Below are 23,488 nucleotides of genomic sequence, written 5' to 3' on the forward strand. Positions count from 1 at the left end.
GGTTGCCACGATCCCGTGACGGCGCGACCGGGGTGGGCCAAACTGGCGGGATGGCCGTTCAGGGAGTCCACCGGATCACCGTGTCCGTCGCCGACCTCGACGTCTCGCTCGCCCTGTACCGCGACGCCCTCGGCCTGGCCGAGCTATGGCGCGAGGGCGAGCTCGCGACGCTCGAAGCACCGGACGGCACCCAGGTGCTGCTGCACGAGCGCGAACCCGCCCCCAGCCTCGCCGGGGTGGCCGCGAGCCTCGCGGTGGACGACGTGGACGAGATGACGCAGGCCGCCGTCGCAGCCGGGGCGACGATGCTGGACGCGCCCGCCGACCAGCCCTGGGGCGAGCGGCAGTCGGTGCTGCTCGACCCGGACGGCCACGTGCTCTGCCTCGTCTCGCCGCTGCCGCCCGCGGCCTGACTCCTACCCGGCCTCCAGCGCGATCAGCAGCAGCTTGGCCGCCTCGCCGCCGCCGTACTGCCCGGGCGAGCCGTCGCTGCGCACCACCCGGTGGCAGGGCAGCACCAGCGGGAGCGGGTTCTTGGCGCAGGCACTGCCCACCGCCCGTACCGCGCGCGGGTTGCCGACCGCCGCGGCCACGGTCGCGTAGCTGGCCGTGTGGCCGTAGCCGATATCGGTCAGGTGCTCGATGACGGCCCGCCGGAACCCGTGCGCCAGCTGCAGGTCCAGCGGCAGGTCGAAGCGGGTCCGGCGTCCAGCGAAGTACTCGTCGAGCTCGCGCGCCACGGGGTCGAGCCGGCTGGGGGCGTTGAGCACCCGCGGGCTGACGTCGTCCGCGAGCTGCTCGAGGACGTGCGCGTGCCCCTCGCGCTCGAAGGACACCTTGACCAGTCCGCGCTCGGTCGCCGCGAGCAGCAGCGGCCCGACCGGGGAGTCGACCGTCCGGTAGGCGACGTCCAGCACGCCGTCGGCGGCGGCGCGGGCGGCGAGCCGCTGGTGCAGCCGGGCGAGGACCGCGTCGTCCCGCTCGGGCAGTGACGCGAACAGGTCGCTGGTGCGCGTGCTCATGCTCGAACCTCCTGTGCGGCAACGGCGGTGCGCATCGCCTTGATGCCGTCCGCGGCCGCGCGACGGGCCGCGTCGGCCGTCCCGCCGACGATGGCGGCGACCTCGGCGTACGGCAGCCCGACGAGGTGGTGGTAGGCGACGCAGGCGCGCTGCTTGGGCGGCAGGTGCTGCAGGACCGGCCACACGTCCGACTCCCAGAGCGCAGCCGGGGCCTCGGTGACGCGCTCGGGCAGCGTGTCGGTCGGGCGCGGACGCCGGGCCGCCGCCCGGATCTGGTCGATCGCCTTGCGGTGCGCGATGGTGACCAGCCAGCCCTGGACGTCGCTGTCCGGACGCAGCCGGGGGTAGGCCTGCAGCGCGGACAGGAAGGTCTCGGACCAGGCGTCGTCCGCGGCGTCCGGGCCGACGACGGCGCGGCACACCCGCAGCACCATCGGTCCGTACCGGGTGACCACCGTCTCGAAGGGTTCGAGGCTCACACCAGGTAAACGTGCCACACCCGCCGAACGTGAGGTGGCCCGACCCGATCAGCTGTTGCGCTCGACGTACCCCTCGGGGTCCTTGTCCCGTGGGGTGATGCCCTCGGCCGCCTTCTGCGACTCGTAGCGCAGGAACTGCACCGCGATGTCGTGCCGCAGCTGCAGCGAGGCGTGCAACCGGAAGTCCGCGAGGTCCTGGCGCTCCTCCTCGCCCATGTGGTCGTCGTTCTCCAGGCGAGCCTTGGCGATCGCCTCCCACCAGGGGGCGCTGCCGGCCCGGTGCTCGGCCGCGTCGCGGACGCCGTCGCGGATCTTGTTGTGGTCCTTGACCGCGTCCTCGACCTCCTCCTCGACGGAGTCCGCGTCCGCCTCGCCCGTCCCGAGCTTCAGCAGGTGCGGGTAGAAGTAGAGCTCCTCGGCCTCCGCGTGGACCTCCAGCAAGATCGCGAGCCGCTGCCAGATCGCGGACGCCGTCTCGGTGTCGTCGCGCACCTCGTCGAGCATCGCGAACATCCGCCGCTGCTCCATGTGCTGGTGCAGGATCACCTCAGTGATGTCCACGTCTCACTCCTCCGGTCGGCCACGGGGCCGCCCGGGGTCAGAGTCGGCGGCCGCTCAGCAGTCTGGTGGCCGCCGCGCGCCAGTGCGAGTTGGAGCACGACGTGTAGTGCGTCCAGGACGCGCCGAGCTGGATCGCCATGCAGTCGGCGGCCCGCTCGGCACCGGTCATGCCCGACCCGCCGAAGACCCGGTTGGTCGCCGACATCATCGCGGGGTAGCTGCCGCCGTAGGCGCGGACCGACAGGATGTGCGACCACTCGTGGCGAACCACGGCATCGAGCACGGACGACGGGACGCCGGGGTTGATGTAGACGTTGTTGCTCGCCAGATCCGTTGCGCCGTAGTGCCCGTAGCGCCCGGTCGAGATCCAGTTGGCCGGCCGGTGGGCGGCGTAGCCCGGGATGCGCGAGATCGCCTGCTGCAGGGACGAGCTGCCGCCGCCACCCGAGGGACGGGCCGCCGACGCCTTCGCCCGAGCGGCCTTCGCCTTCGCCTTCGCCTTCACCGCTGCCTCGTGCGTCGCCTTCGCCTTGGCCGCCTCGACCCGCGCCGACCGGCGCGCCGCAACGACAGCGGCGTACAGCGGCACCGCCCGCCGGACGTGCGTGGGTGGCGCCGCTGCGTCGTCGACGGTCAGCACCAGCCTCGTCGTGAAGGCGTGCGGGGACAGCGAGAAGTCAGCCAGGCGGATGGTCGTGCCGGCCGCGCGCTCGTGTGTCGGCGCGGCCGCGGCGGTGGTCGTGGCACCGACGGGGAGGAGCACCAGCGCGGCGAGGACCGCCACCCGTCTCACTCCGCGCGATGCTGCCATGCCAGACCACCCCTAGTCCCGTGGGCGCCACTCGATCGGTGGCACTACATCGGGCCTCGGCAGGTTCCGTCAGCATCTTGAACCATGACGGTCCACGCCGTGGATGGCGTCCGCGACCGATTCTGCACGGTTTGCCGAGCCAGGACCAGAGTCGATCTCAGAAAGTGAGAGACGCAAGTCCCTGTCATGTGCTATTGGCGCGTGCAGGACAGGGCGTGGGTCCTAGTCGTCGACGGCGCGGGTGGACTGCCGGACCACCAGACGGGTCGGCAGCGGGATGTCCTCGGTGAGGGTGTCGGGTTCCTCGACCGCGATCAGCACCTTCTGCATGATGATCTCGCCGAGCGTCGCGAAGTCCTGCCGGATCGTCGTCAGCGGCGGGAAGAGGTACCCCGCCTCGGGCACGTCGTCGAAACCGACCACGCTGACGTCGCGCGGGACCTGCAGCCCCCGCTCGCGCAGCGCCGACAGCAGTCCGATGGTCATGTGGTCGTTGCCCACGAAGACCGCGACACCGGGCTCGATGTCCAGACCAGAGCCGAGGCGGTGCCCGCTCGCCGCCGACCAGTCGCCGAAGAGCGGCTCGGGGATCTCCAGGCGGTGCCCGGCCAGCTCGTCCCGCCAGCCCCGCACCCGCTCGACGGCGTCGAGCGCGGTCCTCGGGCCCGCGACGTGCAGGATCCGGGTGTGCCCCAGCTCGACGAGGTGCCGGACGGCGGTGCGCGCCCCGCGGTACTGGTCGATGGACACGATCATCGGGCTGCGGCGCGGCGCCGAGGCCGCTGCCACGACAGGGATCCGCAGGTCCAGGCTGCGCACCAGCTCGAGCACGGCGATGTCGACGACGACCAGGACGATCGCGTCCACCCGCTGGCGCAGCAGCCCGTCCACGACGGCCCGGATCGCCTTGGGGTCCTCCGACGGTGCGCTCACCGTCTCCACGTTGTAGCGGGCCGCCCGCGCGGCGAAGTTGAAGTGCATCGCGATCGAGGTCGGCCCGTAGTCCGAGATGCCCGGCGTCACCAGGCCGATCGACCGAGTGCGCCGGGTCACCAGGGCGCGGGCGGCCGGAGAGGGGCTGTACTGCAGCTGCGCGATGGCCTGCTCGACCCTCGCCCGCGTCGACGGCCGCACGTTGGGCAGGTCGTTGATGACGCGCGAGACGGTCTGGTGGGACACCCCGGCCAGGCGAGCCACGTCGAAGATGTTGGCGGTGCGTCCCGGGCCGGGCTTGCCGTCGCCGCCCGCCCGCCGCGGCTCACTCATCGAACTCGTCCGGTCGTGCCACCAGCGCGGTCAGGGTGTCGGCGTTCAGCGAGTCGGACGGCACGACGTCCACGACGCGTCCGTCCATCAGGATCGCGACGCGGTGCCCGACGCGCAGCACCTCCTCCAGCTCGGCGGAGATGAACATGACGGAGAGCCCGTTGCCCGCGAGCTCGCCCACCAGGTTCTGCACCTCGACCTTGGCGCCGATGTCGATCCCGCGGGTCGGCTCGTCCAGCACCAGGACGCGCGGCGACAGCGCCAGCAGCCGGGCGAGGAGGACCTTCTGCTGGTTGCCGCCGGACAACGTGCCGGCGGGGCGGTCCGGGTCCGCGGGACGGATGTCCAGCGCGTCGATCCAGCTGAGCGCGAGCTCGCGCTGCCGGGACGACCGGATCCGGCGCAGCATCCCGCGCTCGGCCTGCAGCGCGAGCGTGATGTTCTCCATGACGCTCAGCTCGCTGATGATGCCCTCGGCCCGCCGGTTCTCCGAGGAGTACACGACGCCGAGGGACATCGCCGACCGTGGTCCACCGAAGCTCTCCGCCTGACCCTGGATGTGGATGATCCCCCCATCCAGCTTGTCGATCCCCGTGATCGCGCGGGCGAGCTCGGTGCGACCGGAGCCGAGGAGCCCGGCCACCCCGAGCACCTCGCCCTCCATGAGGTCGACGTCCGCGCCGCTGATGCCGGCGCCGACGCTCACCCCGCGGGCGCTCAGGAACGGACGCCGGTCGTCCTCGACCACGTGCAGCCGCGGTTTGGCCCGCAGCGACTCCGCGCTGCGGCCGAGCATCGCCTGCACCAGGTCGATGCGCAGCAGCTCCTTGGTCAGGAACTCGCCCACCAGCTTGCCGTCGCGCAGGACGGTCACCCGGTCGCTGATCTCGTAGACCTGGTCGAGGAAGTGCGAGACGAACAGGATCGCCACGCCGCGCTGCTTGAGGTCACGGATCACCCGGAAGAGCTCCGCGCACTCGTCCAGGTCCAGGCTCGACGTCGGCTCGTCGAGCACCAGTACCCGGACGTCGGTCGAGATGGCGCGGGCGATGGCGACCAGCTGCTGCACCGCCAACGAGTGCCGGCCCAGCAGCGAGGCGGGATCGATGTCCAGGCCGAGGTCGCTCAGCACCTCCTGCGCCCGCCGCCGCATCTGCGCCCAGTCGATCATGGCGAACCGCCGCGGCTCGCGGCCGAGCGCGATGTTCTCCGCCACCGAGACGTTGGGCAGCAGGTCGATCTCCTGGTAGACCGAGCTGACCCCGGCCCGCTGCGCGTCGTGCGGCGTCCCGAAGGTCACGACCCCGTCACCGAGCCGCAGGACCCCGGCGGACAGCGGGAGCGCACCGGTGATCGCCTTGATCAGCGTCGACTTGCCGGCACCGTTCTCGCCCATGAGCGAGTGCACCTCACCGGGGAACATCCGGAAGTCGACCCCGTCGAGCGCCGCATCCACCCCGAAGTAGACGGTGGCTCCGGTGAGCTCCAGGAGGGGCCGCGCGTCCATCGGGCCATTATGGTCCGCGCGCGCGACCTCTATCGTCGACGCTCCGACCGCACGACGATCACCCGTTGGACGACGATGAAGAGCAGCAGCAGGAGGCCGATGATGATCCGGGTCCACGCCTGCTCGGCGCCCATGAAGGAGATCACCGTCTTGATGGTGCCGTAGACGAACACCCCGATCATCGACCCGAGCACGTACCCGGTGCCGCCGGACAGCAGCGTGCCGCCGATGACCACCGCAGCGATCACGTCCAGCTCGGTGCCGATCCCGTTGCGGGGGTAGCCGGCCCCCGAGTACGCGGTCAGCACCAGCCCGGCCAGTCCGCCGCAGGCGCCGCTGATCACGTACACCAGCACCTTGGTCCGGGCCACCTCCAGACCCATCAGCCGCGCGGACTGCTCGTTGCCGCCGACCGCGTAGATGGTCCGCCCGAACCGGGTGGCGACCATGACGAAGGCGCCGACGAGGACGACCAGCAGCGCGATGATCCCGGTCGGCGTGATGTACCACTGGCCGACGGCGAACCGCTTCGTCTCCAGCCACAGCACGCCGGAGTGCTCGACCCGGACCGACTTCAGGCTCACCACGTAGGCGAGCCCACGCGCCAGGAACAGACCGGCCAGCGAGGCGATGAACGGCTGCACGTCGAAGAACTGCACGAGGACGCCGATGACCAGCCCGATGGCGGCGCCGACGAGGATGGTCAGCGGCACCACCAGGTACGGGCTGACGCCCGCGCTGAGCAGCTTCGCGCACAGGATCCCGGTCAGCGCCAGCACCGACCCCACGGACAGGTCGATGCCACCGGTGACGATGACGAACGTCATCCCCACCGCGAGGATGAGCAGGAAGGCGTTGTCCAGCAACAGCGCCGACATGTTCAACGGCGTGACGAAGTTGCCGAAGTAGAGCTGGGCACCGACCAGCAGCAGCACGAAGATCGTGACCGCGGCGAACGTCGGCATCAGCGAGGAGCGGCGGCTCAGGAACGCGCGGAGCGCCGAGGGGAACCCCGCGAGGCGCCGGCCGTCAGCGGTGATGCTGCTCATGCCGCGACCTTCGCCTTCTCGACCTGGGAGCCGGTTTCTCGGGCCCGACCTCGTCGCACGAGCGAGCCGGCCACCCGGTGCACGCGCGGCGCCTGGATCAGCACGACGAGGATCACCACGGCGGCGAAGAACACCGGCGCCTCCGCCGACGGGACGCCGAGGAAGAGGATCGTGGACTGCAGGGTCTGGATGATGAGCACCCCGATGACCGTGCCGGCGATGCTGAACTTCCCGCCCAGCAACGACGTCCCGCCCAGCACGACGGCCAGGATCGCGTACAGCTCGATCAGCTCGCCGGCGGCGTTGGCGTCCGCCGCCATGATGTTCGAGCTGTAGATGATGCCGGCGACGCCGGCCAGGCCGGCGCTCGCGACGTACGCGGTGAAGATGATCCCGCGGGAGCGGACGCCGGCCAGCCGGCTCGCCTCGGGGTTGATGCCCACCGCCTCGGTGAGCACTCCCAACGCGGTACGGCGTTCCACCAGGGCCACGACGACGATCGCGACCACCGCGATGATGAACGCGAACGGCACCCAGAACAGGTAGCCGCTCGCGAAGTACTTCAGCGGCGGGCTGACGACCGTGGTGATGAAGCCGCCGGTGATCAGCAGCGCCACGCCGCGGCCGGCCAGCATCAGCACCAGCGTCGCGATGATCGGCTGGATCTTCGCGACCGCCACCAGGAAGCCGTTCCACACCCCGAGCAGGAGCGAGAGGCCGACGCCGGCCGCCATCGCCATCAGGACCGTACCGAGACTGCCCGAGCTGCCCGACCCGTCGATGATGGTGAGGGTGACGGCGCCGGAGATCGCCATGACCGCGCCGACGGACAGGTCGATGCCCCGGGTGGCGATGACCAGGGTCATCCCCAGCGCGACCAGCATCAGCGGGGCGCTCTGCCGCAGGATGTCGATCGGGGCGCCGTACAGCTCGCCCTCGCGGAGCGTCACCTTGATGAACCTCGGGCGCACCGCCGTGTTCAGCGCGATCAGCGCGATCAGGCAGGCGACCGGCCAGAACAGGTGGTGCTTCGTCACTCGCGTCACGCCAGGCTCCCTTGGCTGTCGTTCGCCATCAGGTCGATGAGTCCGTCGAGGTCGATGGAGTGCGAGTCGCGCATCCCGATCTGGCGCCGGTCTCGCATCACCACGATGCGCTGGGCCAATCGAAGCACCTCCTCGAGCTCGGAGGAGATGAAGATGACGGCGAGCCCTTGCTCGGCGAGCTCGGCGACCTTGCGCTGGATGTCGGCCTTGGCGCCGACGTCGACGCCGCGGGTGGGTTCGTCGAGGATGAGCAGCCGGGGCGCGGTCGCGAGCCACCGCGCGAGGACGACCTTCTGCTGGTTGCCGCCCGAGAGGTTGCCGGCGAGCATCGCCGGGTCGGCGGGTCGCACACCGAGCGAGGTCATGAGCTCGGAGACGACGGCGTCCTGCTCGCTGCGCCGGACGCGCCGCAGCCAGCCACGACGTGCCTGCAGGCCGAGCACGATGTTCTCCGCGACCGTGAGGTCCGCGACGATGCCCTCGGCGCGCCGGTCCTCGGACGAGAACGCGATGCGGTGCTCCATCGCCACCCGCGGCGAGGACAGCTTCACGGGGTCGCCGTTCAGCTCGACCACCCCCTGGTCGGCCCGGTCCGCGCCGCACAGCAGCCGGACCAGCTCGGTGCGCCCCGAACCCAGCAACCCGGCGATCCCGACGACCTCGCCCTCGTAGACGTCGAGGTCTGCCTCGCCGAGCACCCCCCGACGGGCGATGCCCGTCGCGCGCAGGACCGGTGCACCGCCGCGGTCGATGACGCGCTCGGCGGTGGCGGAGATGGCCTCGAGCTCGGCGATCTCACGACCCACCATCTGGGTCACGAGCTGGCCGCGGGGCAGGTCCTGCAGGCGGTGCTCGCCCACGAGCTGACCGTTGCGCAGCACGGTGATGCGGTCGGCGATCTCGTACACCTGGTCCAGGAAGTGGCTGACGAACAGGATCGCCACGCCCCTGTCCCGCAGGTCCCGGACCACCGCGAAGAGGCGCTCGACCTCGTCCCGGTCCAGGCTGGACGTCGGCTCGTCGAGGATCAGGACGCGGGCATCGAGGACCATGGCCCGGCTGATCGCGACGAGCTGCTGGACAGCGATGGAGTGGCTCGACAGCAAGAGGTGGGTGTCGAGCTCCAGGCCGAGGCTGGCGAGGTGGCGGGCCGCCTCGTCATGGAGGCGGCGCCAGCTGATGCGCCGGGCACTTCGCGGCTCGTGCCCCAGCATGACGTTCTCGCCGATGGACAGGTTCGGGCAGAGGTTGACCTCTTGGTAGACCGTGGAGATGCCCGCGGCCTGCGCGTCCCCGGTGCTGCCGAAGACCCTCGGCTCACCGGCGATCGTGATGGTGCCGGCGTCGATCGGGTACACGCCCGTCAACGCCTTGATCAGGGTGGACTTGCCGGCACCGTTCTCGCCCATGAGGGCGTGCACCTCGCCGGGTCTGAGGGTGAAGTCGACGCCGTCGAGCGCCAGGACCCCCGGGAAGCGGATCGTGATGCCCCGCATCGCCACCACGGGCGCGGTCTCGCTGAGCACGGACATGTCGTCGGCCGATCCTCTCGAGGTGGCGACTGCGCCGGAGCCGATCAGGTGTTCGGCTCCGGCGCAGTCGGTCATCAGGGTGCCGCGTGAGGATCAGTACGCGCGGGTGGCGATGACGGCCTTCGCCTGCTCCTGGGTGAAGGCACCGTCGGTCGCGAAGTTCTTCTTCTCCACGGTCGTGCCGGCCAGCACCTTCTTCACCAGGTCGGCGGCCTGGTCACCGAGCAGCGGGTTGCACTCCACGATGTAGTTGATCTTGCCGTCGACCAGCGCCTGCATGCCGTCGTGGACGCCGTCGATCGAGACGATGTTGATGTCGGTGCCAGGCTTGCCGCCCGCCGCCTCGATCGCCTCGATGGCGCCGAGAGCCATGTCGTCGTTGTGTGCGAAGACGAGGTTGATGCCCTTGACGCCGTACTTCTGCAGGAACCCTTCCATGACCTTCTTGCCGCCGTCCCGGGTGAAGTCACCCGTCTGGGAGGCGATCGTCTTGATCTGGGTGCCCTTGACCGCGTCGCCGAAGCCGGCCGCCCGGTCGTTGGCCGGCGCGGAGCCGGTGGTCCCCTCGAGCACGACCATGTTGGTGGCCTTGCCCCCGTACTGCTCGGCGGCCCACTTGCCGGCCGTCTCGCCCTCCTTCTTGAAGTCGTCGCCGACCCAGCTGGCGTAGAGGTCGTCGGCCGAGGACGTCGTCCGGTCCTCCAGGACCACCGGGATCTTGGCGGTCTTGGCCTCGTTGAGGACGTCGTCCCAGCCGTCGCTGACGATCGGGGCGATCACGATGGCGTCGACGCCCTGGCTGATGAAGCTGCGCACGGCCGCGATCTGAGCGGCCGGGTCGTTGTCGGCCGCGTTGAACACCAGGTCGAAGCCCTTGTCCTTGGTGAAGGCCTTCTTCATCGACTCCGTGTTCGCGCTGCGCCACCCCGACTCCGACCCGGTCTGCGCGAACCCGACCTTGATCGTCTTGTCTCCGCCGCCACCGCCAGCCGCGTCGTCGGAGGAGTTTCCACACCCCGTGGTGACCAGCGCAAGGGCACCGACCAGGGCTACACCGGCAAGGAACTTCTTCTTCACGCCAGACCTCCTCGACTTGGGACCGGTCTCGCAAGACCGGCTCGGTGTGGGCGTCATTGCCCTACCGCTAGCCCACTGCGCCGGATGTTAGCCCTAACATTTCCAGATTGGCCAGCATGTTATCGATAACATTCTGGTAACACGCCGCGCGTCTTCGTGACCTGTTCGGGCGTGGCTGCTGCAGCAAACCGCAGATAGTTAGCGATCACATCCAAACTGACCCCCTACCGTGAGCACCGATGAGCGCTTCGGACACCTCCCCCCGGCGCGGCGGTCGGATCGGCGTCCGGGACGTCGCCCAGCTGGCCGGCGTCTCGACCCAGACGGTCTCGCGGGTACTCAACAACTCCCCGAACCTGCGCGAGGAGACTCGGGCGCGGGTCCTCGAGGCCATGGCCGAGCTGGACTACCGGCCCAACAACGCCGCCCGCGCCCTCGGCACCGCCACGACCCGGACGCTCGGCGTCGTGGCCACGGACGTCACGCTCCACGGCCCAGCGCTGGCGGTCGCGGCACTGGCCACGGCAGCCCGCGACGCCGGCCGGTGGATCGCCACCGCCTACGCGGACGCCACGGACGAGGCGTCCGTGGACTCCGCCCTGTCGCACGTGCTCGGGCAGGGGGTCGACGGCATCGTGCTGGTCGCCCCCCACGTGCGCACGCGGGACGCCTTGCTGAACCACGCGTCCGGCACGCCCATGGTGGTCATGCACGGCGGCCCCGTGGACCGGCAGGCGGAGGGTACGGCGCTGGTCGTGGACCACCTGGTGAGCCTCGGGCACCGTCGCATCGGCCGGGTGGGCGGTCCGGCGGACTGGCTGGAGGAGCGGTCCCGCCGGGCGGGCCACGACGCCGCACTGGCCACGCACGGGCTCGCGGCCGGGCCGAGCTGGGGGGGCGACTGGTCGGCGGCGGCGGGGCACCGGTTGAGTACTCAGGTCGCCGACGTGGTCCGCTCGCCGAACGGGCCCACCGCCGTCGTGGTCGCCAACGACCAGATGGCCCTGGGGCTGATGGCAGGCCTGCGCGCCGGCGGGGTCGACGTCCCCGGTCAGGTCAGCGTGGTGGGGTTCGACGACAACCCCGATGCCGCGTACTACAGCCCCCCGCTGACCACCGTGCGCCTCGACGTCGGGGCCGAGGCGCGGCGTTGCGTGGCGCAGGTCTTCGGCGACGCACCGCCGGACGAGGGGACGGCGCCCCGGTTGGTCGCCAGGTCGTCAACCGCCGCGCCCGCCTGACCACCTCAGCCTGGCGGAGGGTGGATGTTACCGGTAACGTCCGCGTACACCGACCACCGTTGCGGAGGGATGTCCCGTGAGCGATCCAGCCGTGACGCCCGCGCCGGCACCTGACGCCGGCGAGCGGTTCACGATCGGCGTCGACTTCGGCACCCTGTCGGGGCGCGCGGTGGTGGTCCGGGTCAGCGACGGTGCCGAGCTCGGCTCCGCCGTCCACGAGTACCCGCACGCCGTGATGGACGCCGCGCTCACCGCCGGTCCGTCGTCCAGGACCGAGCACCCGGTGGCGCTCCCCCCGGCCTGGGCCCTGCAGGTCCCGGCCGACTACGTCGAGGTGCTCCAGCACGCGGTCCCCGCCGCCGTCCGCGCCGCCGGCATCGACCCGGCCCAGGTCATCGGGCTCGGCACGGACTTCACCGCCTGCACGGTGCTGCCGGTGCTGGACGACGGCACGCCGCTGTGCGAGCTGCCCCAGTACGCCGACCGCCCGCACGCCTACGTCAAGCTCTGGCGGCACCACGCGGCCCAGCCGCACGCCGACCGCATCAACGAGCTCGCGCACGCTCGGAGCGAGTCCTGGATCACCCGCTACGGCGGCCTGATCTCCAGCGAGTGGGAGTTCGCCAAGGGCCTCCAGCTGCTCGAGGAGGACGACGAGGTCTACCACCGCATGGACCACTGGGTGGAGGCCGCGGACTGGATCATCTGGCAGCTGACCGGCCGCTACGTCCGCAACGCCTGCACCGCCGGGTACAAGGGGATGCGCCAGGACGACCGGTACCCCGACCCAGACTTCCTGGCCGCACTGAACCCCGCCTTCGCCGGCTTCGTCGCGGACAAGCTCGACCACGAGATCGGCCAGCTGGGCAGCGCGGCCGGCACCCTCAGCGCACGCGCGGCCGCCTGGACCGGCCTGCCGGAGGGCGTCGTCGTCGCGGTGGGCAACGTCGACGCGCACGTGACCGCACCGGCGGCGCAGGCCACCAGCCCGGGCCAGATGGTGGCCATCATGGGCACCTCGACCTGTCACGTGATGAGCCACGACGAGCTGGTCGAGGTCCCCGGGATGTGCGGCGTGGTGGACGGCGGCATCGTGTCCGGCCTGTTCGGCTACGAGGCCGGGCAGTCCGGAGTCGGCGACATCTTCGCCTGGTACGTCAAGAACCAGCTGCCCGGCCGCTACGCCGAGGAGGCCGCCGCTGCCGGGGTCTCCGTGCACCAGTACGTGACCGACCTGGCCTACGCCGAGCCCGTCGGCGCGCACGGGCTCGTGGCGCTGGACTGGCACTCGGGAAACCGATCGGTGCTGGTCGACCACGACCTGTCCGGCGTCGTCGTCGGGCAGACGCTGGCGACCCGCCCCGAGCAGGGCTACCGGGCGCTGCTCGAGGCCACCGCGTTCGGCACCAGGGTCATCGTCGAGACGTTCGCCGCGGCCGGCGTCCCGGTCACCGAGTTCATCGTCGCGGGCGGGTTGCTGACGAACCGCCACCTGATGCAGACCTACGCCGACGTCCTCCGGCTCCCGATCTCCACCATCGCCAGCGAGCAGGGCCCGGCGCTGGGCTCGGCGATCCACGCTGCCGTCGCGGCCGGCGCCTACCCCGACGTGCGCGCCGCAGCCGCGGCCATGGGCGCGGTCAACCGGGCGGCGTACGTCCCGAACGAGGCCGACGCGGCGGCGTACGACCGGCTCTACGACGAGTACCGGCAGCTGCACGACTGGTTCGGGCGCAACGGGAACCAGGCGATGAAGCGGCTGCGCGCGCTGCGTCACGACGTCCTCGGGAGTGCGCCGTGAGTGGGTTCGGCGTCGAGGTGGACGCCGCGGTGGCGGCCGTCCGCGAGGACGTCGCGGGGCTGCACGCGGAGCTGGTCCGGTACGGGCTCGTGGTCTGGACGGCGGGGAACGTCTCGGGCCGCGTCCCCGGTGCCGACCTGTTCGTGATCAAACCCTCCGGCGTTCCGTACGACGAGCTGTCGGCGGACCGGATGATCGTGTGCGACCTGGACGGTGTCGTCGTCCCCGGCACCGCCGGCAGCGAGCGCTCACCGTCCAGCGACACCGCCGCCCACGCCTACGTCTACCGGAACCTGCCCGAGGTCGGCGGGGTCGTGCACACCCACTCCGCCTATGCGGTCGCCTGGGCCGCGCGCGGTGAGGCGATCCCGTGCGTGACCACCGGCATGGCGGACGAGTTCGGCGGGCCGATCCCGGTCGGCCCGTTCGCCGTGATCGGCGACGACTCCATCGGGCGCGGCATCGTCGAGACCCTGCGCGGGCACCGGTCCCGGGCCGTGCTCATGCGCAACCACGGGCCCTTCACCATCGGCGTCACCGCGCGGGACGCCGTCAAGGCGGCGGTGCTCACCGAGGACGTCGCCCGGACCGTGCACCTCGCCCGGCAGGGCGGTGAGCCGCTGCCGATCCCACCGGACGTGATCGACCGGCTCTACGAGCGCTACCAACACGTCTACGGCCAGGCCACCGACGACCGCCGGTCCGCCGAACGAGAGGGCTGACATGCCAACTCCCGCCATCGCACCCGGCCTCGACGGCTACGAGGTCTGGTTCGTCACCGGAAGCCAGACGCTGTACGGCGAGGAGACGCTGCGCCAGGTTGCCGCGCAGTCACAGCAGATCGCGCAGGGGCTGGACGGCCTGCCGGTGCGGGTGGTCTGGCAGCCGGTGCTCACCGACCCGGACGGCATGCGGCGACTCGCGCTCGAGGCGAACGCCCGCGACGAGGTCATCGGCCTGGTCGCCTGGATGCACACGTTCAGCCCAGCCAAGATGTGGATCGCGGGTCTCGACGCGCTGCGCAAACCGTTGCTGCACCTGCACACCCAGGCCAACGTCGAGCTGCCCTGGGACGAGATCGACTTCGACTTCATGAACCTCAACCAGGCCGCGCACGGGGACCGGGAGTTCGGCTACATCCAGACCCGGCTCGGGGTCGCGCGCAAGACGGTCGTGGGGCACGTCTCCAGCGCGCGGGTGCTCGGGCAGGTCGCGGACTGGCAGCGGGCAGCGGCCGGCTGGGCCGCCGCGCACTCGCTCAAGCTGGCCCGCTTCGGCGACAACATGCGGTTCGTCGCCGTGACCGAGGGGGACAAGACCGAGGCCGAGCTGCGGTTCGGCGTCCAGGTGAACACCTGGGGGGTCAACGAGCTCGCGGACGCGGTGGCTGCGGCCACCGACGCGGACGTCGACGCGTTGGTCTCCGAGTACCTGGACACCTACGAGGTCGCCGCCGAGCTGCTGCCGACCGGCGAGCGCCACCAGTCCTTGCGGGACGGCGCGGCGATCGAGCTCGGACTGCGGTCCTTCCTGGAGGCCGGCGGCTTCGGTGCGTTCACCACGAGCTTCGAGGACCTCGGCGCGCTGCGGCAGCTGCCCGGTCTCGCGGTGCAGCGGCTGATGGCCGAGGGCTACGGCTTCGGCGCGGAGGGCGACTGGAAGACCGCGATCCTGGTGCGGGTCGCGAACGTCATGGGGGCCGGGCTGCCGGGTGGCGCGAGCCTGATGGAGGACTACACCTACGACCTGGTCGAGGGTCACGAGCGGGTGCTCGGCGCGCACATGCTCGAGGTGTCCCCGTCGCTGACCACCGCCAGGGCGCGGCTGGAGGTCCACCCGCTCGGCATCGGTGGGAAGGACGACCCGGTGCGGCTGGTGTTCACGGCGGACCCGGGGCCGGCCCTGGTTGTTGCGCTGTCCGACATGCGCGACCGCTTCCGGCTGGTCGCCAACGTGGTGCAGAACGTCGACGCCCCCGACCTACCTCGGCTTCCCGTGGGCCGCGCGGTCTGGACGCCGGCGCCGGACTTCCCCACCGCTGCGGCGTGCTGGCTCGCCGCGGGCGGGGCGCACCACACGGTCATGACCACCGCGGTCGGCATCGAGGTGTGGCGCGACTTCGCCGAGATCGCCCGCACGGAGCTGCTCGTGATCGACGACGCCACCACCGTGCACGGGTTCGCTCGCGAGCTGCGCTGGAACCAGGCCTACTACCGCCTAGCCGCCGGCATCTAGCCCCACCCCCACCCCCGGTGATCATGCACGTTCGCCCCCATCCGTCGTGCCCCTCCCCCCACCCCCCCCCGTGATCATGCACGTTCGCCCCGGTCCGGCGTCCTCGCTCAGCCGGCCCGGAGGGCGAACGTGCATGATCACCGCGGGGTGGGGCGAACGTGCATGATCACCACGGGTTGCGGTTAGGGCGGGTTGGGGGCCAGGTGCGTCCCACCCGGCGGGCCGTCGTTCGCAGGTAGGCGTCCCGGTGGGTGGGGTCGTCGTCCGTCCGTGGCCGGGTGGGCGGTCGGCCCGCGATCGGCTGGTAGCAGTCGAAGGATGTGGTGAGGTTGCCCTCGCCGCGGGTCAGGTCCGGCACCTGCTGGTGCAGGTCGTGCACCTGCGCCGCTGGAATCGTGCCCTCGATCAGCAGGCCCCCGTGGCGGCTCGTCGTCGCCAGCGGAACCGCGCGATGCGTCGGCAGGACGGCGAGCGCCACCTGCTGGGACTCGGTGGGCAGCTCCAGCTCGAACCGGTGCAGCGGCTCACAGACGACCGTGCCGGCTTGCTGCAGCGCGGTCATCAGGACGAGTCGGGAGAGGTAGCGGAAGTCCGCTGCGGTGCTGGAGATGCTCTTCGTGAAGGCAGCGTGCCCGAGGCTCTGCCGGGCCCAGTAGCCGCTGTGCGTCATGGTCACGACGCAGTCGAGGATCTGCCAGCCGTGCGGTCCCTGTTCCACCGTGGCCGCAACCGTGTCCTGGACCGCCGTGAAGAACGCGGCGGGCATCGACCCACGCTCGACCTCGAGGCCGAACCGGACGCCGGAGCCGACCGGCGCGGGGTCGACGCGCAGCCCCACTCCGGCCAGGAACGGGTTGGAGCGCCAGCCGAGCTGCTCGACGCAGTGACCGCTGCCGACCACCTGCTCGACGCACAGCGGCGTGGAGCGGCGGAACTCGACCCGGACGTCGTACTCGGACTCGAGCAGTCCGGCGAGCACCTCCTTCTGCACCTCGCCGTACAGCGAGACGGACAGCTCGCCGCGGGCGTCGTCCTGCCGCACGTCGATCAACGGGTCCTGCTCAGCCAGCTGCTGCAGGCCCTGGTACAGCCGGATCCGGTCGGCCTCGTCGATGGCGCTGATCACCGTCTCCAGGGACGGTCGGGCGAACTCGTGCCGGGGGCGGACGCCGGCCGGCGCCGGCCCGATCCGATCGCCGACTCGGGCCGACTCCAGCCCGCGCAACCGGCCGATCTGCCCGGCCCGCAGGCAGTCCGCCACGGCGTGCGTTCCGTCGGCGAACACCGTGATGGCGGTGACCTTCTCGGGGCGGCCGTGACCGAGGTCGAGGTGGTCCCGCGTGCGGATCGTGCCCCCGGCCAGGTGCACGTAGACGAGCTTCTCGGCGGCGCTGCCCCGCTCCACCTTGAACACCACGCCCCGCGCCTCGCCACTGTCGTCCGTGTCGACGACGGGAAGGAAGCGGATGAGCGCGTCGAGAAGCTCATCCACCCCGGCGCCGGTGATGGCCGAGCCGAACAGCACCGGCGTCGCTGCGCCCTCCCGGAACTGCCGCACGAGCCGTGCCATCAGGTCGTCGTCCGTGATGCGTTGCGGCCCACCGGTTGCCGCGTCGAGCACCTCGTCGTCCCGGGCCGCGACGACCTCCTCGACCTCGTCGTGCCAGCGCGCCGCGTGTGGGTCGCGGGCCACCACGGTGGCTGCTCGGGTGCCGGCGCCGACGACGTCCTGCAGGGTGACGCTGGCGGGGGCCAGGCGGGCCCGCAGCTGCCCGACCACGTGGCTCGGGCGCGCGCCGCGACGGTCGATCTTGTTGACGAACACCACCGTGGGGATGCGAAGTCGTTGCAGCGCACGGAAGAGGACGACCGTCTGCGCCTGCACGCCCTCGACCGCCGAGACGACCAAGACCGCCCCGTCGAGCACCGCCAGCGAGCGCTCCACCTCCGCGATGAAGTCGGAGTGCCCCGGGGTGTCGAGCAGGTTGACGGTCACGCCACGGGTCACGAAGGACGCGACGGCGGCGCGGATGGTGATGCCACGGCGGCGCTCGAGCACCATCGTGTCGGTCTGGGTGGTGCCGGCCAGGACACTGCCCGGCTCGTCGAGGACACCCACCTCGTAGAGCAGCCGCTCCGTCAGGCTGGTCTTGCCAGCGTCAACATGCGCGACGATCCCAAGATTCAACGTACGCACGAGCCTTCACGTCCATCCCACTGGTGGTGACAACCGGTCGGGGCGTGAAAGCTGCTCGCATCGGAACTCCTGGCGCTCGGGGGTGATCGTCGTCCGCCACCGAGGGCACCACAGCGAGGGTGGGCGGCGCCACTGGATTTCTGGCCGACCGTGGCCCTACCCGTCCAGGACGAGCCACTGCCGGCCGTCGACGAGCTCGCGCGCCGCGTCCAGGTGTCCTGCGTGGCAGGCGGTCTCGGTGATCACGTGCAGCAGGACCTCGTCACGGTCGGCCAACCTCCAGTCGCCCGGGCCTTGCGGCCACCACCGCGGCGCGGCACCCGGCGACGTAGCGGCGATCACGTCGTCCGCGAGCGCGATCTCGGCCCGGTAGCGGTCCAGTACGGCGTGCGACGGCACCGCGGCGTCCACCTGCCAGGCGTCGTCGTCCCGCTCGATCGCAGCGACGACGTCCGGGTCGCCGGCAACAACCCCGCGGAACCAGAACCGCTCCACGTCGAGGGCGAGGTGCTGCACCAGGCCGAGGCAGGACCACCCCGACGGCAGGACGGGACGGCGCAACGCGTCGTCGTCCAGACCCTCGAGGATGCCCAGGACGTGCCGGCGCTGGCCCTCCAGCCAGCTCTGCAGGGTGTCGGTCTTCGTGGTGGCGCTCATGACGCTCCTCGGTGGTCGCGGGGGATCGGATCACCTGGGACGTCGGAACCGTCGGCCCCTTCTCGACACCCGGATCTGATGGGATGTCGAGAAGCTGGTGCCGGCTCCGACGTCCCCGGTGAACGATCCACATCGACCCAGGAGGTCTAGTCGTGAAGTACGTGATCCTGATCCACGCCAACCCCGAGCCGTGGGGGCACCCGACGTCCCTCTACACCGAGGAGGGCCGCGCCATCTCCGCCGAGCAGCACGACGAGATGGACCGGCAGTTCGACGCGCTCCTCACGGAGATCTCCGGCTCCGGCGAGCTGGTCAGCGCCGAGGCGCTGGGCGACCCCGCGACGTCCCGGCTGTTCCGGTGGACGGCGACGGACCGGCTGGTGACCGACGGCCCCTATGCGGAGACGAAGGAACAGCTGGCCGGCTTCTTCATCATCGACGTCGAGTCCCGCGAGCGCGCCGACGAGATCGCCGTGCAGTTCGCCGGGCCTGGCAGCATGGTCGAGCTGCGGCCGGCCATGTGGTCCGGCGGCGACGACCAGTGAGCCGCCGTCAGCGCCCGACGTCCCGGACGTCGTAGCCGGGCTTGAGCTCGCGGTTCACGAACGCGCCCTTGGACGTGCTCTGCAGCAACGCCTGGAACACCTCGGCCGGGACGTCGAGGTAGGCGTAGGTGGCCCCACCGACGAAGCGGACGTGCAGCTCGCGGCGCTCGGCGTCGAAGCCGACCGCCGCGATGCTGCTGGACAGCACGGAGATCATGTCGGGCCTCGGCATCGACGGCTCCTCAGTCGCCGGGCCGGCGCGTCCGGCGCAGGGCGAGCTCGGCCAGCAGGGCCGCGCAGTCAGGCAGGACGCTGTCGTCGAAGTCGGCGAGCGGTGAGTGGTTGTCCGGCGCGGTCTCGTGGTCCGTGCCCGCGCGGACGGCGCTGACCATCAGGTACGCGCCGGGGACCTCCTGCAGCACAAAGGACATGTCCTCGCCGCCAGGGTCCGGGTTGGCCCACTCCCGGTAGCGGTCGGCACCGAACAGCGACGTCACCGTGTCGACGGCGAACGCGTACTCAGCGGGCTCGTTGACGGTGGCGGGGTAGCCGGGCACGTACCTGACCTCGGCGGTCATGCCGTGCGCGGCGGCGATGCCCTCGGCCACGGTGCGGCTGGCGGTCTCAACCTTGACCCGGGCGGCCGCGGAGAACGTGCGGACCGTGGCGGCCAGGTCGGCCGTCGACGGGATGATGTTCTCCGCGGTCCCGCTGGTGATCTGCCCGACGGTGACGACGACCGGGTCGAAGATGTCGAACTGCCGGGTCACCATCAGCTGCAGGCCGAGGACGATCTCGGCGGCGACCGGCACGGGGTCCTTGGCGCGGAACGGGGCTGAGCCGTGACCGCCCTCGCCCTGGACGCGGACGTGCAGCTCGTCGACGGCCGCGAAGAGCGCGCCGGGGCGCCCGACGAACAGTCCGATGGGATCGCCCGAGGAGTACACGTGCAACGCGTACGCCGCCTCGACCCGGCGTCCGGCGGCGTCCAGCAGCCCTTCCGCGATCATCGGCTCGGCGCCACCCGGCCCCTCCTCGCCGGGCTGGAACATCAGCACGACGTCCCCGGCCAGCTCGTCACGCATCGCGTGCAGGATCCGCGCGGCACCGACGAGCGCGGCCATGTGCAGGTCGTGGCCGCAGGCGTGCATGAGGCCAGGGTGTTGCGAGACATAGGGAAGGTCGACCTGCTCGGCCACCGGCAGCGCGTCCATGTCGCCGCGCAGCAGCACTGGCGGCCCGTCACCGGTGCCCCGGATCACCGCCGTGATGGACGACAGACCCTGCCCGGTGGTCAGCTCGAGTTCAAGCGGGGTCAGCGCCTCGAGCAGCAGGGCCTGCGTCGTCGGCAGGTCCAGGCCCAGCTCGGGCACCTGGTGCAGCCGGCGACGCAGGTCCACCAGCTCGGTAGCCATCGCCTGGGCGTGTTCCGTCGTCCGCATGTGCGCAACCTACGGGACCTTCGGCCCGGGCACGAGGAGGTGCCGTGCAGCACCGTGGGAGTGAGCCAGCAGCGCAGGTCGCGTCTGTCGGCAAGCGCACTGCTCTGAAGGAGAAACTCATGAAGCGCAAGACCTTTGACGTGCTGGTCAGCGTCACCGGCCTCTTCCTCGCCCTCGTCCTCGTCGTGTCGGGATCGCTGCTCGCCTGGGCGAGCCACTTCGTCAGCGACCAGGTGACGACCCAGCTCTCCGCGCAGAAGATCTTCTTCCCGCCGGCGGGCAGTCCGGCCACCGAGGGAGCCGAGTTCGCCCAGATGCGGCAGTACTCCGGCCAGCAGCTCACGACCGGGGCGCAGGCTCAGGTCTACGCCAACGACTTCATCGCCGTGCACCTCGAGGAGGCCGGCGGCGGCAAGACGTACGCCGAGCTGAGCTCGGCCGCCCAGGCCGCCCCGGACGACGCCAAGCTGCAGGCCCAGGTCGCCACGATGTTCAAGGGCGAGACCCTGCGGGGACTGCTGCTGAACGCCTACGCCTTCGGCACCATGGGGATGATCGCCGGGATCGCCGCCATCGCCGCCTTCATCGCGGCGGCCGTCATGCTGGCGCTCGGGGTCCTCGGGCTGGTGCACGCCCGCCGGGTGGACTCGGACGTCGAGCTGTTGCGTGAGCGCACCTCCAGCGACCCGGTCCCCTCGAACGCCTGACCGGTCCCGCAGCCCCGAACCCCGCACCGCGCACACAGCGCGCGGTGCGGGGTTCTCGCGTAGCGTCTCGGACCAAGGCACACCCTGGTTGGCCGGAGAGGACGTGGACCGTGCGGGTTCGGACGATGGCAGCAGCAGTGGCACTGGCGCTCGCCGCGCTCTGGCTGGGCGCGCCGGCGGCGCAGGCGGAAGGGCGCGACCTCTACATCACCACCACGGACGCCGGCCACCCCGCCGCCTTCGCCTGGTTCTACCCCCACGGCGAGCACTGGGGGGTCTGCGACGACCAGAAGGATGGCAAGCGCGCCATCGTGTACCTGAAGAACGTGCGGACCGGCACCGTGTACACCCTGTTCGATGACAACGGCTACAACAACACCTGCAGCCGGTCCCCGGTCAACTTCAACCTCGCCGAGGGGACGCCCGTCGCGCTGCGGGTGTGCCTGCGCGACGGTGCGCTCGGCCCGTTCTCCTCCTGCAGCGCGTGGACCCGCAGCACGGCGTGACCCGGTAGGTCCTCGCGCGGGCCGAGGACTGCTCGGGCGAGTACGTTTCGGGCATGGCTACCACTGCTGACAAGGCCCGCGAGCTCCTCCGCCTGCACACGGACCCCGAGCTCCTGCTCGTGGTCAACGTCTGGGACGTCATCACCGCACGGGTGGTCGCCGACACTCCTGGGACGAAGGCGCTGGCCACGGCCAGCCACTCGATCGCCGCGGCGTACGGCTACCCGGACGGCGAGCAGATCCCGCGCGACCTGATGATCGAGGCCGTGGGGCGGATCGCCGCCGCGGTGGACCTGCCGGTCTCGGCAGACCTCGAAGCCGGGTACGGCGACGCCGGCGAGACGGTCAGCCGGGCCATCGACGTCGGCATCGTGGGCGCGAACCTCGAGGACCAGGTCAAGCCGCTGCCCGACGCCGTCCGCGCCGTCGAGGCCGCCGTCGCCGCGGGCGAGCGCGCAGGGGTGCCCTTCGTGCTGAACGCCCGTACCGACGCCTTCCTCAAGGCCGGTGACCAGGACCCGGCGGCGGTGCTCGCCGACGCCGTCGAGCGTGGCCGGGCCTACCTCGACGCCGGGGCGTCCACCTTCTTCGCGCCCGGAAAGCTCGACGAGGCAACGGTCGGCGCGCTGGTCGAGGCGCTCGGCCCGCAGAAGGTCAACCTGATCGCCGTCCCCGGTTCCCTGAGCCTGGAGACGTTGCAGCGGCTGGGGGTCGCCCGCGTGTCGTACGGGCCGTGGAGCCAGAACGTCGCGCTCACTGCGTTGGCCAACCTCGCCGAGTCCGTCTACGCCGGTGGCGCGCTGCCGGACGGCACGCGCAAGCTCAACTGAGCCCTCCGTCTCGACTGCGAGCCAGGTCGGCCTTGGTCAGGACGGCTCGCGTGGCCAGGTCGACGTCTACCACCGGCCCGCCCTCCTGACCACTGCGATCGATGGCACAGACCACGACCTCGACGGTCGCGCCGAGCCCTCGGAGGGCGCAAGCAGCATCCCGAACCGCTCCGCCGGTCGTGAGGACGTCCTCGATCAGCGTCACCCGGCGGCCTTGCACCTCGGCGCCTTCGGCCAGGCGACGGGTACCGTACTCCTTGGCTTGCTTCCGCACGAAGAGTGCCGGCAGCCCCGTCAGGGAGCTGACCATCGTGGCGATCGGGACCCCTCCCAGCTCGAGTCCGCCGAGGAGGTCAGTGTTCGCCGGCAGGAGCGGGACCATCCCCTCGGCGACGGCGCGGAGCAGGTCCGGCTGCGACTCGAAGAGGTACTTGTCGAAGTACTCGCTGGCGATCTGCCCGGACCGCAGGGTGAACGACCCCTGCAGGCGGCACGCAGCGTCGATCCTGCGAGCGAGGTGAAGGCGGTCCGTGCGCACAGCCTCGGTGCGTTCGAGCAGGGCCCTGAGGCGGTCGAGGTCGGCGCTGACCAGGGCGCCGTCCCGCTCGAACTCCTCGTCGGTCATGCCCGGGGCACGACGCAGCGTGAACACCACCTCGCACCCGTCGCCGTCCGCGATCGCACGCATCGGCACGTAGACCGTCTCGCCCGTTGGCGTGAGGACCTCGTGGTCGAGGACGCCGAACTCGTTGCGGGGCGCGAACGCGACAGACGCCTGTCCCTGCTCGGTCGCCACCAGCCACACGCCGTCAACCTGCTCCACCGAGCCGCCCAGGCCCTGTGCCCACTGCGGCAGGTTGGTCGGGTCGCAGGCGAAGCCGTAGACGGCTGACACCGACCGGTCGATGTGCACGCTCAGGTGGCGCGAGCCCGTCGTCATCCGGCCATCCTGGCACTCGGTCAGCGCCAGGGCGACG

General features: G+C 71.3%; 24 protein-coding genes. 9 read left to right on the top strand and 15 right to left on the bottom strand.

The genetic code is table 11. The annotated features are described in order from the left end of the window. The first annotated feature begins 50 nt into the window (after positions 1–50). Entirely contained in the window at positions 51–413 is a 363-nt protein-coding gene (locus ABEB17_RS07190; RefSeq protein ID WP_345716000.1) for a VOC family protein, read from the top strand. Positions 414–416: 3 nt separating this feature from the next. Here the strand turns inward: ABEB17_RS07190 and ABEB17_RS07195 are convergent, their stop codons facing one another. The 10 genes from ABEB17_RS07195 to ABEB17_RS07240 all read right to left on the bottom strand — a co-directional run bounded on the left by ABEB17_RS07195 (position 417) and on the right by ABEB17_RS07240 (position 10,350). Next, on the bottom strand, positions 417–1,022 hold the full coding sequence (locus ABEB17_RS07195) for a methylated-DNA--[protein]-cysteine S-methyltransferase (protein ID WP_345716001.1): 606 nt from the start codon (positions 1,020–1,022) through the stop codon (positions 417–419). Then, positions 1,019–1,501 carry an RNA polymerase sigma factor gene (locus tag ABEB17_RS07200; protein ID WP_345716002.1) on the bottom strand — a complete coding sequence of 161 codons (483 nt, stop codon included), beginning with the start codon at positions 1,499–1,501 and terminating at the stop codon, positions 1,019–1,021. The genes ABEB17_RS07195 and ABEB17_RS07200 overlap by 4 nt, the downstream gene beginning before the upstream one ends. Positions 1,502–1,549: 48 nt before the next feature. Further along, positions 1,550–2,062, bottom strand: a complete 513-nt coding sequence (locus tag ABEB17_RS07205; RefSeq protein ID WP_345716003.1) for a hemerythrin domain-containing protein — start codon at positions 2,060–2,062, stop codon at positions 1,550–1,552. 37 nt (positions 2,063–2,099) lie between these two features. Further along, positions 2,100–2,873, bottom strand: a complete 774-nt coding sequence (locus ABEB17_RS07210; protein WP_345716004.1) for a hypothetical protein — start codon at positions 2,871–2,873, stop codon at positions 2,100–2,102. Positions 2,874–3,095: 222 nt separating this feature from the next. Then, on the bottom strand, positions 3,096–4,139 hold the full coding sequence (locus tag ABEB17_RS07215) for a LacI family DNA-binding transcriptional regulator (protein ID WP_345716005.1): 1,044 nt from the start codon (positions 4,137–4,139) through the stop codon (positions 3,096–3,098). Then, on the bottom strand, positions 4,132–5,646 hold the full coding sequence (locus ABEB17_RS07220) for a sugar ABC transporter ATP-binding protein (RefSeq protein ID WP_345716006.1): 1,515 nt from the start codon (positions 5,644–5,646) through the stop codon (positions 4,132–4,134). The genes ABEB17_RS07215 and ABEB17_RS07220 overlap by 8 nt, the downstream gene beginning before the upstream one ends. 29 nt (positions 5,647–5,675) lie before the next feature. Continuing rightward, a complete protein-coding gene (locus ABEB17_RS07225) occupies positions 5,676–6,695 on the bottom strand; it encodes an ABC transporter permease subunit (RefSeq protein ID WP_345716007.1) in 1,020 nt (339 codons plus the stop codon). Beyond that, positions 6,692–7,741 (bottom strand): ABC transporter permease, encoded by a 1,050-nt coding sequence (locus tag ABEB17_RS07230; protein ID WP_345716008.1) that lies wholly within the window; start codon positions 7,739–7,741, stop codon positions 6,692–6,694. Before ABEB17_RS07230 ends, ABEB17_RS07225 begins: the two co-directional genes overlap by 4 nt. Next, a complete protein-coding gene (locus ABEB17_RS07235; protein WP_345716010.1) occupies positions 7,738–9,273 on the bottom strand; it encodes a sugar ABC transporter ATP-binding protein in 1,536 nt (511 codons plus the stop codon). The genes ABEB17_RS07230 and ABEB17_RS07235 overlap by 4 nt, the downstream gene beginning before the upstream one ends. 93 nt (positions 9,274–9,366) lie before the next feature. Further along, a complete protein-coding gene (locus ABEB17_RS07240) occupies positions 9,367–10,350 on the bottom strand; it encodes an ABC transporter substrate-binding protein (RefSeq protein ID WP_345716011.1) in 984 nt (327 codons plus the stop codon). 239 nt (positions 10,351–10,589) lie between these two features. Here ABEB17_RS07240 and ABEB17_RS07245 point away from each other — a divergent pair, with 239 nt between their 5' ends. From ABEB17_RS07245 to araA, 4 genes are all read left to right on the top strand, one after another. Then, positions 10,590–11,591 carry a LacI family DNA-binding transcriptional regulator gene (locus ABEB17_RS07245; protein ID WP_345716012.1) on the top strand — a complete coding sequence of 334 codons (1,002 nt, stop codon included), beginning with the start codon at positions 10,590–10,592 and terminating at the stop codon, positions 11,589–11,591. A gap of 76 nt (positions 11,592–11,667) precedes the next feature. Continuing rightward, positions 11,668–13,392: a ribulokinase gene (gene araB / locus ABEB17_RS07250; protein ID WP_345716013.1), complete on the top strand. Its 1,725-nt coding sequence runs from the start codon at positions 11,668–11,670 to the stop codon at positions 13,390–13,392. Further along, positions 13,389–14,114: an L-ribulose-5-phosphate 4-epimerase gene (locus ABEB17_RS07255; protein ID WP_345716014.1), complete on the top strand. Its 726-nt coding sequence runs from the start codon at positions 13,389–13,391 to the stop codon at positions 14,112–14,114. Before araB ends, ABEB17_RS07255 begins: the two co-directional genes overlap by 4 nt. Before the next feature lies 1 nt (position 14,115). Continuing rightward, the gene (gene araA, locus ABEB17_RS07260; RefSeq protein ID WP_345716015.1) at positions 14,116–15,627 is read left to right on the top strand and encodes an L-arabinose isomerase; all 1,512 of its coding nucleotides are present in this window, start codon (positions 14,116–14,118) and stop codon (positions 15,625–15,627) included. 166 nt (positions 15,628–15,793) lie between these two features. On the opposite strand, the gene ABEB17_RS07265 is transcribed toward araA, so the two are convergent. Together ABEB17_RS07265 and ABEB17_RS07270 are read right to left on the bottom strand one after the other, a co-directional pair. Then, a complete protein-coding gene (locus tag ABEB17_RS07265) occupies positions 15,794–17,824 on the bottom strand; it encodes a GTP-binding protein (RefSeq protein WP_345716016.1) in 2,031 nt (676 codons plus the stop codon). Positions 17,825–17,980: 156 nt separating this feature from the next. Then, positions 17,981–18,481: a DinB family protein gene (locus ABEB17_RS07270; RefSeq protein WP_345716017.1), complete on the bottom strand. Its 501-nt coding sequence runs from the start codon at positions 18,479–18,481 to the stop codon at positions 17,981–17,983. A gap of 152 nt (positions 18,482–18,633) precedes the next feature. Between ABEB17_RS07270 and ABEB17_RS07275 the strand changes: the two genes are divergently transcribed. Further along, positions 18,634–19,026, top strand: a complete 393-nt coding sequence (locus ABEB17_RS07275; RefSeq protein WP_345716019.1) for a YciI family protein — start codon at positions 18,634–18,636, stop codon at positions 19,024–19,026. 7 nt (positions 19,027–19,033) lie between these two features. Here ABEB17_RS07275 and ABEB17_RS07280 read toward each other — a convergent pair whose 3' ends face one another. Both ABEB17_RS07280 and ABEB17_RS07285 read right to left on the bottom strand, forming a co-directional pair. Further along, on the bottom strand, positions 19,034–19,258 hold the full coding sequence (locus ABEB17_RS07280; protein ID WP_345716021.1) for a KTSC domain-containing protein: 225 nt from the start codon (positions 19,256–19,258) through the stop codon (positions 19,034–19,036). A gap of 10 nt (positions 19,259–19,268) precedes the next feature. Then, complete coding sequence (locus ABEB17_RS07285; RefSeq protein ID WP_345716022.1) at positions 19,269–20,468, bottom strand: M20 metallopeptidase family protein; 1,200 nt, start codon at positions 20,466–20,468, stop codon at positions 19,269–19,271. A gap of 119 nt (positions 20,469–20,587) precedes the next feature. Here ABEB17_RS07285 and ABEB17_RS07290 point away from each other — a divergent pair, with 119 nt between their 5' ends. The 3 genes from ABEB17_RS07290 to ABEB17_RS07300 all read left to right on the top strand — a co-directional run bounded on the left by ABEB17_RS07290 (position 20,588) and on the right by ABEB17_RS07300 (position 22,511). Then, positions 20,588–21,175: a hypothetical protein gene (locus tag ABEB17_RS07290; RefSeq protein ID WP_345716023.1), complete on the top strand. Its 588-nt coding sequence runs from the start codon at positions 20,588–20,590 to the stop codon at positions 21,173–21,175. Between the two features lie 125 nt (positions 21,176–21,300). Further along, positions 21,301–21,681 carry a hypothetical protein gene (locus tag ABEB17_RS07295; RefSeq protein WP_345716025.1) on the top strand — a complete coding sequence of 127 codons (381 nt, stop codon included), beginning with the start codon at positions 21,301–21,303 and terminating at the stop codon, positions 21,679–21,681. Positions 21,682–21,734: 53 nt separating this feature from the next. Further along, positions 21,735–22,511 carry an isocitrate lyase/PEP mutase family protein gene (locus ABEB17_RS07300; RefSeq protein WP_345716026.1) on the top strand — a complete coding sequence of 259 codons (777 nt, stop codon included), beginning with the start codon at positions 21,735–21,737 and terminating at the stop codon, positions 22,509–22,511. Here the strand turns inward: ABEB17_RS07300 and pyrE are convergent. Beyond that, positions 22,504–23,451 carry an orotate phosphoribosyltransferase gene (gene pyrE, locus ABEB17_RS07305; RefSeq protein ID WP_345716027.1) on the bottom strand — a complete coding sequence of 316 codons (948 nt, stop codon included), beginning with the start codon at positions 23,449–23,451 and terminating at the stop codon, positions 22,504–22,506. The two genes, ABEB17_RS07300 and pyrE, sit on opposite strands and share 8 nt — an antisense overlap. Positions 23,452–23,488 lie beyond the last annotated feature (37 nt).

This window comes from Angustibacter luteus (assembly GCF_039541115.1).
In the GTDB taxonomy this organism is placed as follows: domain Bacteria; phylum Actinomycetota; class Actinomycetes; order Actinomycetales; family Angustibacteraceae; genus Angustibacter; species Angustibacter luteus.